Origin of the sequence: Acinetobacter pittii ATCC 19004 = CIP 70.29, from assembly GCF_000369045.1 — a bacterium.
Lineage (GTDB): Bacteria > Pseudomonadota > Gammaproteobacteria > Pseudomonadales > Moraxellaceae > Acinetobacter > Acinetobacter pittii.
This window is the reverse complement of record NZ_KB849786.1, coordinates 307,503-322,091: the sequence shown is the minus strand read 5'-3', so window position 1 is coordinate 322,091 and position 14,589 is coordinate 307,503. Positions and strand designations below refer to the sequence as shown.

Sequence of the window (14,589 nt, the reverse complement as noted above, 5' to 3'; positions counted from 1 at the left end):
AGTTAAAAATTTTTTATGTATCCATTAATATTATTTTTAAAATGATAAAACATTTAGAATGTTTTCCTATTCCCCATATATAGAATTTAAAGCTTAGGCATTGTAATGGATAAAATTTTATCAATCTACTCTTAAGTTAAATGTCTTATATAGTTTTTATAAATTAAATTAATTGAAAAATCTTTAAATCGTAATTAAACCAATAATGATTAATTTTTCCTTCATTTGAAATGACATTAAAACTATTTGGAACATGATAATGCAAACGGCTAGAAGTTGCTGTTCCTGCATGAATATCATAAATAGGATAATCTATCTTTAACTGATAAATTTGCGTTAAATCATATACAGCAGTTTTATGTAAATGCCCGTGTAACATTCCAAATAGTCCCGTTGTACTCCATTTTTCGAGTGCCATTTTTCCTAATACAGGACAATCTTTAATACCATGCTCATCATCAGGTGGAGTATAAAAAGGTTGATGGAAAACAACTAATTTGATTTTATCCGCTGGCGCTTGCTGTAATCGCTCATATGTAGTTTGAATTTGCTCAATCGAAATATGTCCACGAGTATGATAACGACGGCGAATACTATTCACCCCAACAATATAAAAATGTTCAGTTTCTAAAGTCGGTTCAAGCTGGCCAAAAAAATATTGGTAGCGAGTAAAGGGTGAAAAAAAACGGTTCCAGACATGGTACAACGGAATATCATGATTACCAGGAACAACAAGATAAGGAATATTAAGGCTATCTAAAAACTGACGGCATTTATAAAACTGTTGATATCGGGCACGTTGAGTAATATCACCACTCACCACAATGACTTCAGGTTTATGTTGAGTGCAAAAAAGTCGGATTGCATCTAAACATGCCTCAATTTCTGTTCCAAAATGCAGATCAGACAGATGTAACAACATTTGGCACCATAATATTTAAAGCATTCTTTTCTACAGAGAAATTTAAAGGTGCTTTCATCTCTAATATTTCACCATCTAAAGCTACTGTAAGTTTTGATCTTTTTGCACAATCTACCACCACATGATCTGCACAAAAACTATAAACATCTTGTGTCTCTTCTACTTTGCCTTGAATCCACTGCCACAACATGTTTAATAAACTAAGCCTATCACTTTTCGTAATGACTACTCCAGCGACCCGACCTTGTGCTGCACATTCGGCAATTCTTAATTTCATATCACACAACTGCAACTGGTTATTACCAAAGAAAATTAGAGGGGTTTTGACTGGATATTTCTTGCCATCAACTGTGACGGAAAGTTTCATGGATTTATTTTCTCTTAATAAAACATCCAGAGCTGAGGTATAGGCATGTAAAGGTAAGCGTCCTAAATATTTATTATAAAGCTCACGTTTCTTTATAAATAATGGATAAAGTCCTAGACTCGCATTATTTAAATAAACATGGTCATTAATTGTCGCAATATGTACAGAGCGTGGTGTACCTGTAGCGATGACTTCAGCAGCTTCTAACAAATCTAAGGGAATATCTAAAACTTTAGCGACATAATTAAAAGTTCCCAAAGGTAAAATTCCCATAGGGATATGAGTATGTCTAAGTTTTGATGCTACCGCATTTAATGTTCCATCCCCACCCGCTGCAACAACAACACCTAAGTTTGCATTTTGGCTATGCCGATGAATTACTTGACTCATCAAATCATCAAAAGAAACATCTTCCGCTAATTCAAAAACTTGTATTTCAAAACCAAATTCGGTGAACACGGTCATTAACTGTTCATACATATCTTCATGTTTTGACGCATGAAAACCCGACTTTTGGTTATAAATGATAGAGAGAGGTTTTAAAGTCCGCATTTTTATTATCTTAGAGGGATTCATCCTGAATATTGTATATAAAAACGCCTAATAAAAGTCTCTTTATGTAAATTTTGAATGAAGATCATTTGTTTAATCAATAATAATTCTCAAGAAAAAAATAAGAATCAAGCTGTTGATTTTTAAGGAAATAAATAATATAAATAACATACATACAACATAAAAATATTGAGAATAAGATATTGTAAAAAACTACAAGTTAATGATTTAAATGAGAAAAATATATAAAAGTAAAATATCTATTTCTTAGTCTTTAGTCTTATTTTTTTTATGATTTTGTGCTTTAATACAGCCACTTTTTTATTTGATCTTTCATTGTACCTCTCAATGAATGACTTGTACGTTGTACATATTTTGAATAGGCCTCACCATGACCACAGTGAACGCACCAGAATTCGTTCGTCATCCTAAGCTTATCGCATGGGTTGAAGAAATTGCAAACTTAACCAAACCAGCAAAAATCGAATGGTGTGACGGAAGCGAAGAAGAGTATCAACGTCTAATCGACTTGATGATCGCTAACGGCACCATGCAGAAATTAAACCAAGAAAAACATCCTGGTTCTTATCTTGCAAATTCTGACCCATCTGACGTTGCACGTGTTGAAGACCGTACTTACATCTGCTCTCAAAATAAAGAAGATGCTGGTGCGACAAACAACTGGGAAAACCCAGCTGTTATGCGTGAAAAATTAAATGGTTTATTTGAAGGCTCAATGGAAGGCCGTACAATGTACGTTGTTCCTTTCTCAATGGGTCCTTTAGGTAGCCATATTGCTCATATCGGTATTGAGTTAACTGACTCTCCTTACGTTGCTGTTAGCATGCGTAAAATGGCACGTATGGGTAAAGCAGTTTATGACGTATTAGGTACAGACGGCGAGTTTGTTCCTTGCGTACATACAGTAGGTGCTCCACTTGCTGAAGGTCAACAAGACGTTGCTTGGCCATGTAACCCTGAAAAATATATCGTTCATTACCCAGAAACTCGTGAAATCTGGTCTTTCGGTTCTGGTTACGGCGGTAACGCATTACTTGGCAAAAAATGTTTAGCTCTTCGTATCGCTTCTGTCATGGGACGCGAACAAGGTTGGTTAGCTGAACACATGCTTATTCTTGGTGTAACTAACCCTCAAGGTGAAAAACACTACATCGCTGCAGCATTCCCGTCTGCATGTGGTAAAACAAACTTTGCAATGTTAATTCCACCAGCAGGTTATGAAGGTTGGAAAATCGAAACTGTAGGTGACGATATTGCTTGGATCAAACCAGGTGAAGATGGTCGTTTATATGCGATTAACCCTGAAGCTGGTTTCTTCGGTGTAGCTCCTGGTACAAATACCAAGACTAACCCGAACTGTATGGCAACTCTTCACAAAGATGTTATCTATACAAACGTAGCAGTAACTGAAGATGGTCAAGTATGGTGGGAAGGTCTTTCTAAAGAAGTTCCAACAAACTTAACTAACTGGAAAGGTCAACCTCATGTAAATGGTGAAAAAGCAGCGCATCCAAATGCTCGCTTCACTGTTGCAGCTGGTCAATGCCCTTCTATCGATGCTGACTGGGAAAATCCAGCAGGCGTTCCAATTTCTGCATTTATCTTCGGCGGTCGCCGTGCAGATACGGTTCCTTTAGTTTCTGAAGCTTTCGATTGGGTTGACGGTGTATATAAAGCGGCAACTATGGGTTCTGAAACTACTGCTGCTGCTGTTGGTCAACAAGGTATCGTTCGTCGTGACCCATTCGCGATGCTTCCATTTGCTGGCTATAACATGGCTGACTACTTTGATCACTGGTTAAGCCTTGGTCAACAAGTAAGTACAAAAGCTGAAGCAGCTGGTAATAAATTACCAAAAATCTTTAATGTAAACTGGTTCCGTCGTGATGCTGAAGGCAACTTCGTATGGCCTGGTTTCGGTCAAAACATGCGTGTTCTTGAGTGGATCATTGATCGTTGTGAAGGTCGTGCAAACGCTGTTGAAACACCAATTGGCCTTGTTCCAACATATGACGACTTGAACTGGGAAGGTACTGAATTCTCTAAAGAAGAATTTGACCTAATCACAGCTCAAGATAAAGATCAGTGGATTACTGAAATTGAAAGCCACACTGATTTATTTAATAAACTCGGTGATCGCTTACCAAAAGCATTAAAAGAACGTCAAGCAGCTTTACTTGAAGCTGTAAAAACTGGCTTCTAATTGCTATATATAAAAAAGGTCGCCATGTGCGACCTTTTTTATTATGCGGCATCATCTTTTTGTCGACGCTCAGATAAATAAGCTTCTAATATTTTTACTTGTTTTTCATCAAATGCCAGACCTAGTTTTGTTCTACGCCACAATATATCCTCCGCAGTAGTTGCCCATTCATATTCACATAAGTATTTGACTTCGCATTCAAATAAATCATGTCCAAAATTCTGGCCTAATTGCTCTATTGCATTTCTCTCTCGAACCATATTCCAGACTCTTGTGCCGTATGCATGCGCCCAACGGTTGGTAAGTGACTCAGAAACTCCACTTACACGTGAATGAATCTGATGCGTTAAATCATCTAGTGTTGTCCAGTTTTCAGCGCCAGGTAATGGCTCATCTGCAGTCCACTCCTCTGCCATATTACTAAAAAACGGGGATAGATCTTCTAAAGCAGCCTCTGCCAGTTTCCGATAAGTCGTGATCTTGCCGCCAAATATAGATAACAAAGGTGCTTTTTTATGTTCAGCCTGTAATGCCAAGGTATAGTCACGTGTAATCGCTGAAGGATTATCAGATTCATCATCACATAAAGCACGTACACCCGAGTACTGGCTTACAATATCAGCTTGAGTTAACTGCTTTTTAAAATGTGAATTGGTCACTGTTAAGAGGTAATCAATTTCTACCTCTGTGATCTCTACCTTTTGTGGATCACCTGTATATTCCTGATCGGTCGTACCAATCAGTGTATATTTTTCTAAATACGGAATTGCAAACACGATGCGTCGATCTTCGTTTTGCATAATGAAGGCTTTATGACAATCGTATAGTTTTGGCACAACAATATGACTTCCTTGGATCAATCGGATTTGATAAGGCGATTCTAAATTTAGGTTTTCACTAATAATTTCTTCAACCCAAGGACCAGCTGCATTCACCAAAGCTCTTGCACGTACCTGATAAAACTCTGCTCCGCTTTGTAACTCCAGATGCCACAGCTCTTGTTCCCTATAAGCTTTAATACAACGCGTACGTGTTAAGACTTTGGCACCTTTCTCTTTGGCTTGTAATGCATTTAACACTACAAGACGTGCATCATCTACAGTACAGTCAGAATATTCAAAGCCACGTGTGATAGCTGGTTTTAAAGGACTATCTTCTTTAAAGTAAATAAGATTTGATCCTAATAGTTTTTCTCGTTTTCCCAAATGATCATAAAAAAACAAGCCCGCCCGAATTAACCATGCAGGGCGTAAATGTGGTCGATGAGGCATAATAAAGCGCATGGGTTTAATAATATGTGGAGCTTTAGCCAACAACACTTCACGCTCTGCTAAGGCTTCTCTAACCAATCTAAACTCTTTATGCTCTAAATAGCGCAGACCACCATGAATTAATTTGCTGCTAGCAGATGAAGTGTGACTAGCTAAATCATCTTTTTCACATAAAAATACCGATAGTCCACGGCCTGCTGCATCATTAGCAATACCGACGCCATTAATACCGCCACCGATCACGGCAATGTCATATATTTTTGAATAATCATTAGGCTGTATTTTCATTTCTCATTTTCTTTTTATTGTTGATCTTATAAAAATTAAAACATCAAATTGATGAAACAACAATCAAAAAAGTAGAATAATCAATTTTAAATAACTAAGTGTTTAACCATTAATTGATTACCCTACTAGTGAATTCAACCAGTTAAAGAACGAACTAATCCTCAGCCCAACTTTGACTACGTTTAACTGCCTTGAGCCAACCCTTATAAATCATCTCAGATTGCTCAGAAGACATTTTTGGCTCAAATACCTTTTCTATGGCAGATTTATTTCTTAACTCATGTAGATCTTGCCAGAAACCCGTCGCCAGTCCAGCAAGAAAAGCTGCACCCAAAGCTGTGGTTTCTTTCATTATTGGACGTTCTACTGGTGTCGCTAAAATATCAGCCTGAAATTGCATTAAGAAATTATTTTCCGTTACTCCCCCATCAACACGGAGTGTACGGAGTTCTTCTTCTGCATCTTGCTGCATTGCATCTAAAACATCTCGGGTTTGAAAAGCAATAGACTCTAAAGTTGCACGAATAATATGTTCAATACTAGCCCCACGAGTAAGTCCAAAAATAGCTCCACGCGCTGTTGGGTCCCAATATGGTGCGCCTAACCCTGTAAAAGCAGGTACAACATATACACCGTTACTGTCTTTCACACGTGTTGCATAAAGCTCAGAGTCTCTAGCATTCTTAATGACTTTTAATTCATCGCGTAACCACTGAACGCAAGAACCACCATTAAATACGGCGCCCTCTAAGGCATAGTTCACCTCACCACTCGCACCACATGCAATAGTAGTTAGTAATCCATGTTCTGAACGAACAATCTTCTTACCTGTGTTCATTAATAGAAAACAGCCAGTGCCGTAGGTATTTTTTGCCTGACCAGACTCAACACACATTTGGCCGAACAGTGCGGCTTGTTGATCACCTGCGATCCCTGCAATGGGGATACCAACTTCTTGCCCACTAATGGTATGTGTATATCCATAAACCTCAGATGAGCTACGCACTTCGGGTAGCATTACTCGAGGAATATCTAAAACTTGTAAAAGTTTTTCATCCCATTCTAGCTTTTCGATATCAAATAACATGGTTCGTGATGCGTTGGTAAAATCAGTCACATGAACAGCACCATTGGTTAGTTTCCAGATTAACCAAGTGTCCACCGTACCGAACAACAACTCTCCTCGCTCAGCACGCTCACGGCTTCCTTCAACATGGTCTAAAATCCATTTAATTTTTGTGGCCGAAAAATACGGATCAATCACCAAACCCGTTGTTTTACGTATGTATTCTTGCAATCCTGCTTTATGTAATTGATTGCATATCTCAGTCGTTTGTCGACTTTGCCAAACAATCGCATTGTAAATCGGCTTGCCCGTTTTTTTATCCCAAACAACTGTGGTTTCCCGCTGATTGGTAATCCCAATTGCTGCAACTTGTTCACTCTTAATGCCTGCTTGAGCTAATGCTTCTACCCAAACAGCACTTTGCGTAGCCCAAATTTCCATAGGGTCATGCTCAACCCAGCCAGGCTGAGGATAAATCTGAGTAAATTCTTTTTGAGCAATACTGACAACATTAGCATCATGGTCTAAAACAATTGCTCTTGAGCTTGTTGTTCCCTGATCAAAAGCAACAATATATTTTTTCGGGCAATTTGACATCCGAATGTCCCTTTCATTATTCACACACATCTAGTCCACAATGCCAAGACATCATGCCTAACTATATTTACTTAAAATTTTCTTTGGAATATATCATTATTTTTAAGGGGTATAGGTTTTCTTCGCCCAAACTCTACTCATTCTTTATCAATTTTTACTACTTGGAAAAAAATAATATGCCAAAGATCCCAACAATATTATAAACGTGAGCTGATCGGCTAATTTGAAATCACATAAATATTCAACTTATTCCTTTGCTTAAATAATAAACATTGTTTTACAGACATAAAAAAAATAAAGTGAAATACTCCTCTAGAAAATATGTAAAAACGGAATAAATCTTCTCTTTTTTAGCATTCAACCCAAGCGAAACATGGAGCGACTCATGGTTGATCAACCTTCTACCGCAACAACTCCACATTCTAATTTAGATACAAAAACTCGTCTAAAATCAATTTTGGGCGGTTCTGCCGGTAACCTTGTTGAATGGTACGACTGGTATGTATATGCAGCTTTCACGCTCTATTTTGCTCATGCTTTTTTTCCAAAAGGTAGCCAGACAGCTCAACTCCTTCAAGCGGCTGCAATTTTTGCTGTAGGCTTTTTAATGCGCCCGATCGGTGCATGGATTATGGGAATCTATTCAGACCGTAAAGGACGCAAGGCGGGTCTTACGCTTTCCGTCACGTTAATGTGTATAGGTTCGCTGCTTATTGCCGTGACACCAAGTTATGAAAGTATTGGTGTATTTGCCCCTCTTCTTTTAGTTGTCGCTCGTTTAATTCAAGGCTTAAGTGTAGGCGGTGAATATGGTGCTAGTGCTACCTATTTAAGTGAAATGGCTGAAAGAAATCGACGTGGTTTTTTCTCTAGCTTCCAATATGTAACATTGATTGCTGGTCAGCTCACAGCCCTATGTGTTCTATTAATATTACAAATGGTATTAACTGAAGAACAATTACATGATTGGGGATGGCGTATCCCCTTCTTTATCGGGGCTTTACTTGCTATTGTAGTTTTCCGCATTCGACGTGGCCTATTAGAAACTCAATCTTTTAAAAATGCTCAGGCAGAAACAGACCAGCCAAAATCAGGCATGTTTGCTTTATTTAAACATTATCCGAAAGAAGCGTTCACAGTATTGTTTTTAACAGCTGGCGGGACTTTAGCTTTCTATACTTACACGACTTATCTGCAAAAATATTTGGTCAATACTTCTGGATTTACCAAACCTGAAGCTACTCAAATTACAACTTTAGCGCTATTTATTTTTATGTGTCTACAGCCTGTAGCGGGTGCTTTATCGGATCGCATTGGTCGAAAACCCCTTATGATTTTCTTCGGAATAACAGGTGTTTTATTCACATACGTTCTATTCGATGCACTCGCAAATACACATAACTACTGGACAGCTTTCTGGTTATGTTTTGGGGGTCTCGTAATGGTGACTGGTTACACTTCAATTAATGCCGTAGTTAAAGCTGAGCTCTTCCCTGCACACATTCGCGCTTTAGGAGTTGCATTACCTTACGCGATTGCCAATACGTTATTTGGCGGAACAGCAGAGTTCTTTGCTTTAAGTTTTAAAGAAGCTGGGCATGAATCTTGGTACTTTATTTATGTAAGTATCATGATCTTCATTTCTCTCATTATTTATATTTTTATGAAAGATACCAAGCATCATTCAAAAATCAAAGAACATTAATACTTTACTAATAAGGGCTAATATCGTTCGCCGATGTTAGCTCAAATCATGAGATTAAGCCCCAACAACCTTTGTATTTTATGAGATACTAGCTATAAGAAAATAAGGACGATACTGATGAATAGAAGTATTTTATGCTTGGCATTAAGTAGTATGTTTGTTTTAACTGCTTGTCAGACTACCCCTCGACAATATAATGGTTCAACTGGATACCAGATTGAAAACCAAACAAAAACTTCGGCGACTTTAGCTTACACTTTAGCGGGTCGTAATAACCAGCAACTCGATGAACGTAAATTACAACGCGCTTGTCAGAATGTGCTAGGTGCTCAGAAAGTTTATAAATTATCAATTTTGAGTATCAATGAAATTCCTAATCCAGCGAAAGATGAGCATTATGGAATTCAACTCGGCGAAACTCGTGCTTCTTTTGGCTTATCAAATACACCTAGCTTAAATAATGGTGAAGACTATGCGACTCGCCAAGCGCTTGAAGCACGTCCAAGCACACTAAAAGTTGTTCGTTATACTTGTTCATAAAAAAAAAAGACGCTGTTCTTTTACAGCGTCTTATAAAAACTTACATTTCTAAACTCTTTAGCTTCATCTAGATCTGGCCATGTAGAAGCACTTCTTTCTTCAATTTTTTCATATTTGGGATGACTAAAGTTTTTAACACGGCTATCAGCCACACAGACTTCTGGCGCAAACTTTAAAAATTCATCTAAGAAAAAGCGGTTACATTGATCGTATAAAACATCAGCTGCCAATAAAACATCAACTTGCTCAGCCTTATATAAATCATCTAAATATTCTAGCTCAACATTATTAAGTAAAGCGTTTTCACGGCAAGCATTCAAACTAACTTGATCGATATCACAGCAGATGACTCGTTTCGCTCCTGCCATTTTTGCAGCAATTGCAACTACACCCGAACCAGCCCCGAAATCCAAAACAACTTTATCTTTAACATGGTCCGGCTCTGCAAGTAACCACTGTGCCATTGCTAAACCAGATGCCCAACAGAAAATCCAATACGGCGTATCATTCCAAATACGACGAATAACTTCATCATCTAAGCGATCAGTTGGAAAAACTGGTGGAATCAACCATAAAGAAATAGGCGTTTCTGGTAATTGTTGTACCATCAACTCACAATTGGGAATAACTTCATGTAAGGCTTGAAGTAAATGTTCAGGGGCTTTAGACAGTTGAAAAGTGCAGCTCATCAGATTTCTTTTAATTCATTTTTATAACAAGCATAACAGAGTCATTCCATTATGATTTGAATTTTTAGAATAACCTTCGGTTGGACCTACTTTTCTTTCGGGAAAAGTAGGCAAAACCATTGTCATCCGCAAAACTCGGCAGATACTCTCTAGAATCGAAAGCATCGCAGAAACATTAAATTTTTAACGTATTTCTGCCTCAAACAATTGCGGATGACGGTTACGCGTATCAAATAACAGCCTAGCGTTAATTAAATTAACCTAAAGCTTTTTCAGCAGCTTCTACAGTTTGACGAATCAAAGTTGTAATAGTCATTGGACCAACACCACCCGGTACTGGTGTGTAAGCAGAAGCAATTTCTTCAATACCTTGTAGTTGAATATCACCTACACCACCGCCATCACGAGGATGGAAACCAGCATCTACAACCACTGCACCTTGTTTAATCCAATCTTTTTGGATAAGTTCAGCTTTACCAACTGCACCGACAATAATATCGGCTTGTTTCACAAGCTCAGGTAAGTTTTGTGTGCGTGAATGGCAAATCGTTACTGTTGCATTCGCTTGCAAAAGCATCATTGCCATTGGTTTACCTAAAATTGCTGAACGACCGACTACAACCGCATGTTTACCAGCAATTTCGATATTGTTTTCTTTTAAAATGGTCATGATGCCTGCAGGAGTCGCTGAACCATATGCAGCTTCACCCATAGCCATACGGCCAAAACCAAGACAAGTTACACCATCAACATCTTTAGCTAATGAGATTGCATCGAAACATGCACGCTCATCAATTTGCTCTGGAACTGGATGTTGTAAAAGAATGCCGTGTACATCTGGGTTAGCATTAAGTTTTTCAATTTCAGCTAATAATTGTTCTGTTGTCGTTTCTTGTGGCAATTCAATTTTTAAAGAGTCCATGCCTACTCGACGGCAAGCATTTCCTTTCATGCGTACATAAGTTGCAGATGCACCATCATCCCCAACTAAAATAGTCGCCAAAATTGGGGTACGACCTGTTTTAGCTTTTAAAGCTTCAACACGTACTGACAAATTTTCTTCAATTTGCTTTGCTAATGCGCGACCGTCTAAAACCAATGCCACAGCACATCTCCAAGGTAGACATGAATTTAATGTGCCAATAATACATGATTATTTGGACAAATTTATTCTAGATGTTGCTTTTATGTTCATCTTATCTCAAAACAGTATTGTTTTTTTTGTAAAGGTTGCTAATATGTGCATCACCAAATGTAGGCGGGGTGGCAGAGTGGTCATGCAGCGGACTGCAACTCCGTGGACGCCGGTTCGATTCCGACCTCCGCCTCCAAATTTGGTAAAGCCCGGGTGGTGAAATAGGTAGACACAGGGGATTTAAAATCCCCCGCCCACAAAGCGTGCCGGTTCGAGTCCGGCCCCGGGCACCATTTTCTAGTACAGAAATTGGTGTCGTAAAGAATCCAGCGAAAGCTGGTTTTTTTATGTCTAAAAAAAGGATACTTATTAGCATCCCTTTCTCGCCCCATATATTTAAGCAGTTTTTTGCTTATCTTTTTCAGGTGTTAAATTCGCATCCAACACCAATTGATAACCTCGACTAGAATCTACTTTATATTCTGCATTTTTAATTGAATCTACAAAAATCCAATCCGACAGCACCTGCTTATCATCTAGTGTAACCATCAAATAACCCCGCTGATTTAAATTACAATATGCCAATTCATCGATAAGCGTCGTAAAGGCAAATTCAAATTGCTGCAACTGAGCTAGCGGAATACTTAAATATTTTTCAAGACCCGGTGAAGAAACCGAACTTGTCGCCAGTTCAACCCCGACATATTCACCCTTTTGGCTATATAAGTAAGATGTCCACGCATTATGGGTATCGCCTGCCAAAACAATAATTTTCTTATTAAACTCTGCCAATTTAGTGTAAAAGAACTCTCGCTCAGCATAGTAACCATCCCAAGCATCAAGGTTATATGGAACTAAAGTTGTGACTCGAGCTTTTTCTTGAACAGTTAAAGTTGGATCACCCTGCTCTAATCGTAATTTTAATGTGACTAATTCTGTAATTTGCGCATTCATTTTAGCTAACGTATCTGGCGATGTTCCGCCTGAAGTAATTTGCCCCAGCGATGCCAACAACTCAGCAGGAATCCACATTTTACTCATTAAGACTTGCTGTCCCACAACATTCCATGTTGCAGTTGAACTTTGTAAGACACCTACTATATTTTTCTCTTTACTACCTAATAACCACTCACGCTGAGTTTCACCCATTAAGGTCCGCATTGGATTAGTCAAATCTGCTTGGAATTTTGCAATATCCAAACCATTTGCTGTTATATACTTGCCATAATCCAACTGCTCATCACGGGCAATAATGCGAGTATCTAACATCATTAAATTGACAAGCCCCCCAAAATCAAACCGGCGATAAATCTTAGTATGCTGATCATCGATAGGACGGATAGGCATCCATTCAAAATAAGCTTGTAAAGCCGCTAGCTTTCTTTCTAAAAACTTACCTTCATTCTTTGCTTTTGGAGTTTCTTCCGTATGATTCTCAGCCCCTTCACGCCAAGTATCATTTGCTAACTCATGGTCATCCCAAATTACAATAAAAGGATGACGCTGATGAACCGCCTGCAAGTCTTTATCCTGACGATAGAGCGCATAACGTTTGCGATAATCATCTAATTTAATAATTTCTTTATTATTATCGGACGGTAAAGTACGGCCCAGCTTTGCAGCATCTTCTGTCGCATAGCCATCAGCCCCATATTCATAAATATAATCGCCCAAATGAATGACTACATCCACATTCTGTTTTGCCATTTCACGATAAACGTAAAAATAACCCGCAGGATAATTAGAACAAGAACATACTGCGAAGCTGACCTTATTGGTAGTTACAGGTAATGTTTTTGTTTGCCCTACTGGCGAGACTTTGCTACCAAATCGAAAGCGATAATAATAAGTTGTACCCGCTTGTAGATCTGTTGCATCCACCTTCACGGTAAAATCGTCAGTTTTAGTCGTTTGAACAGTACCAGTCTTTAAATTCTGCTTGAACTGATCATCGGTAGCAATTTCCCAAGTAACTCTAAGACGCGCATTAAGGTCTACTGGTGTTAACCGCGTCCATAAAATTACTTTATCTTGCAATGGGTCGCCGCTCGCAACTCCATGTAAAAAATCTGCTTGTGTTTCTGAACCCTCCTCATCGGAACCATCATTACACCCCGTAAAAGCTACAGGCAAAGATAGCGCCCCAAAACCGAACAGACTTTTTTGAATTAATTCTCGGCGTGAAATTTTCTCTGACATAAAATTACCTAAGTTTTAAGCAATGAGTGTCTTAAATTTAGGTAGATAAGATGAACAACTGATCTCAGTTTAATGAACAAATCATGACACAAATTGGTTAATTTATATAAATACCAACAAGAACTGATTGAAAATAAAGCAAACTCTCTGATTTTCTCTTGCCAATCGCGCACTTGTCCTCTATTATTGCGCACATGCCCGGGTGGTGAAATAGGTAGACACAGGGGATTTAAAATCCCCCGCCCACAAAGCGTGCCGGTTCGAGTCCGGCCCCGGGCACCATTTTCAAATATTGAATTTGGCGCTACAAAGAATCCAGCGTATGCTGGTTTTTTTATGCCTAATCAAAATGAATTTTATGATAAGAATATTATTACTCGTTTACACTACCCTTTTTATAACAAAGGTTTACGCCACAGATCTTTTCTCTGGTACCCTTTCTTTCAAAGATAACCATTGGTATTTTTCACGTTGCTCTATTACTAAAGATGATTATTTAGTTAAAGCACCCGAACAGATAATAGATAAATTTAAAACGCTGGAACAAAAACGAGAAACTTATTGGGTCAGTTTGTTAGCGGACGCAGATTATCAAGAGAATGGTGTTTTAGTTTTAAAAGTTAAAGAAATAGACGAAATACATTTAAAGGCATCTTGCCACTTGTTAGATGTATTTGAAGATATTGAAAATCGAGAGTAATCACCACTCTCGATTCATCACCAGCTCTTCCATTTCTAGATCTAAATATCCAGCTTCCTGTGCCACCATCATCATTGCTTCAGCAATATAGTCAGCAGCACTATCATCTAACGAAGAATCTAGATCTTCGAACTGAGGTTTCATCTCATTAATTTCAATCACAGTTTGATGAGCATATCGATAGATATCCTGCTCAGCTAAGGCAGGCTTCTGAACTTTTTTAGCAAATTGTTCAATGAGCTGCTTTAGTTCAGCGACCAAAATATCTGGATAATATTCATCATCAAACATCGGGAGAAGTAAGTCTTCGAACATACAAAAGTTTACACAACAG

12 protein-coding genes and 3 tRNA genes are annotated in these 14,589 nt (G+C 38.3%); 7 read left to right on the top strand and 8 right to left on the bottom strand.

Features of this window, described 5'->3' with window-relative positions; genetic code table 11:
* Positions 1 to 163 precede the first annotated feature (163 nt).
* Entirely contained in the window at positions 164 to 922 is a 759-nt protein-coding gene (locus F928_RS05805; protein WP_002115522.1) for a metallophosphoesterase family protein, read from the bottom strand.
* Entirely contained in the window at positions 903 to 1,841 is a 939-nt protein-coding gene (locus F928_RS05800; protein WP_002115559.1) for a diacylglycerol/lipid kinase family protein, read from the bottom strand. Before F928_RS05800 ends, F928_RS05805 begins: the two co-directional genes overlap by 20 nt.
* 391 nt (positions 1,842 to 2,232) lie before the next feature.
* On the opposite strand from F928_RS05800, the gene pckG reads away from it, so the two are divergent.
* Positions 2,233 to 4,065 carry a phosphoenolpyruvate carboxykinase (GTP) gene (pckG, locus tag F928_RS05795; RefSeq protein WP_002115528.1) on the top strand — a complete coding sequence of 611 codons (1,833 nt, stop codon included), beginning with the start codon at positions 2,233 to 2,235 and terminating at the stop codon, positions 4,063 to 4,065.
* A gap of 41 nt (positions 4,066 to 4,106) precedes the next feature.
* Here pckG and glpD read toward each other — a convergent pair whose 3' ends face one another.
* Complete coding sequence (glpD, locus tag F928_RS05790) at positions 4,107 to 5,624, bottom strand: glycerol-3-phosphate dehydrogenase (RefSeq protein WP_002115524.1); 1,518 nt, start codon at positions 5,622 to 5,624, stop codon at positions 4,107 to 4,109.
* Positions 5,625 to 5,778: 154 nt separating this feature from the next.
* Positions 5,779 to 7,287: a glycerol kinase GlpK gene (gene glpK, locus F928_RS05785; RefSeq protein WP_005072978.1), complete on the bottom strand. Its 1,509-nt coding sequence runs from the start codon at positions 7,285 to 7,287 to the stop codon at positions 5,779 to 5,781.
* A 373-nt stretch (positions 7,288 to 7,660) separates the two neighbouring features.
* Here glpK and kgtP point away from each other — a divergent pair, with 373 nt between their 5' ends.
* Complete coding sequence (gene kgtP / locus F928_RS05780; protein ID WP_005803945.1) at positions 7,661 to 8,992, top strand: MFS transporter; 1,332 nt, start codon at positions 7,661 to 7,663, stop codon at positions 8,990 to 8,992.
* Between the two features lie 117 nt (positions 8,993 to 9,109).
* Positions 9,110 to 9,532, top strand: a complete 423-nt coding sequence (locus F928_RS05775; RefSeq protein WP_002115580.1) for a hypothetical protein — start codon at positions 9,110 to 9,112, stop codon at positions 9,530 to 9,532.
* A 20-nt stretch (positions 9,533 to 9,552) separates the two neighbouring features.
* Here F928_RS05775 and F928_RS05770 read toward each other — a convergent pair whose 3' ends face one another.
* Together F928_RS05770 and folD are read right to left on the bottom strand one after the other, a co-directional pair.
* Entirely contained in the window at positions 9,553 to 10,221 is a 669-nt protein-coding gene (locus F928_RS05770; RefSeq protein ID WP_002115579.1) for a class I SAM-dependent methyltransferase, read from the bottom strand.
* A 256-nt stretch (positions 10,222 to 10,477) separates the two neighbouring features.
* Positions 10,478 to 11,326, bottom strand: coding sequence for a bifunctional methylenetetrahydrofolate dehydrogenase/methenyltetrahydrofolate cyclohydrolase FolD (gene folD, locus F928_RS05765; RefSeq protein WP_002115552.1), 849 nt, complete (start codon positions 11,324 to 11,326; stop codon positions 10,478 to 10,480).
* A 152-nt stretch (positions 11,327 to 11,478) separates the two neighbouring features.
* Here folD and F928_RS05760 point away from each other — a divergent pair.
* Both F928_RS05760 and F928_RS05755 read left to right on the top strand, forming a co-directional pair.
* A tRNA-Cys gene (locus tag F928_RS05760) sits at positions 11,479 to 11,552 on the top strand.
* Positions 11,553 to 11,563: 11 nt separating this feature from the next.
* Positions 11,564 to 11,649 (top strand) — tRNA-Leu (locus F928_RS05755).
* 103 nt (positions 11,650 to 11,752) lie between these two features.
* Here the strand turns inward: F928_RS05755 and phoD are convergent.
* Entirely contained in the window at positions 11,753 to 13,555 is a 1,803-nt protein-coding gene (gene phoD / locus F928_RS05750; protein ID WP_005072974.1) for an alkaline phosphatase D family protein, read from the bottom strand.
* 196 nt (positions 13,556 to 13,751) lie between these two features.
* Here phoD and F928_RS05745 point away from each other — a divergent pair.
* Both F928_RS05745 and F928_RS22325 read left to right on the top strand, forming a co-directional pair.
* Positions 13,752 to 13,837 (top strand) — tRNA-Leu (locus tag F928_RS05745).
* Between the two features lie 40 nt (positions 13,838 to 13,877).
* Positions 13,878 to 14,255, top strand: a complete 378-nt coding sequence (locus F928_RS22325; RefSeq protein ID WP_016806083.1) for a hypothetical protein — start codon at positions 13,878 to 13,880, stop codon at positions 14,253 to 14,255.
* On the opposite strand, the gene F928_RS05735 is transcribed toward F928_RS22325, so the two are convergent.
* On the bottom strand, positions 14,256 to 14,570 hold the full coding sequence (locus F928_RS05735; protein WP_005067609.1) for a DUF5713 family protein: 315 nt from the start codon (positions 14,568 to 14,570) through the stop codon (positions 14,256 to 14,258).
* Between the last annotated feature and the right edge of the window lie 19 nt (positions 14,571 to 14,589).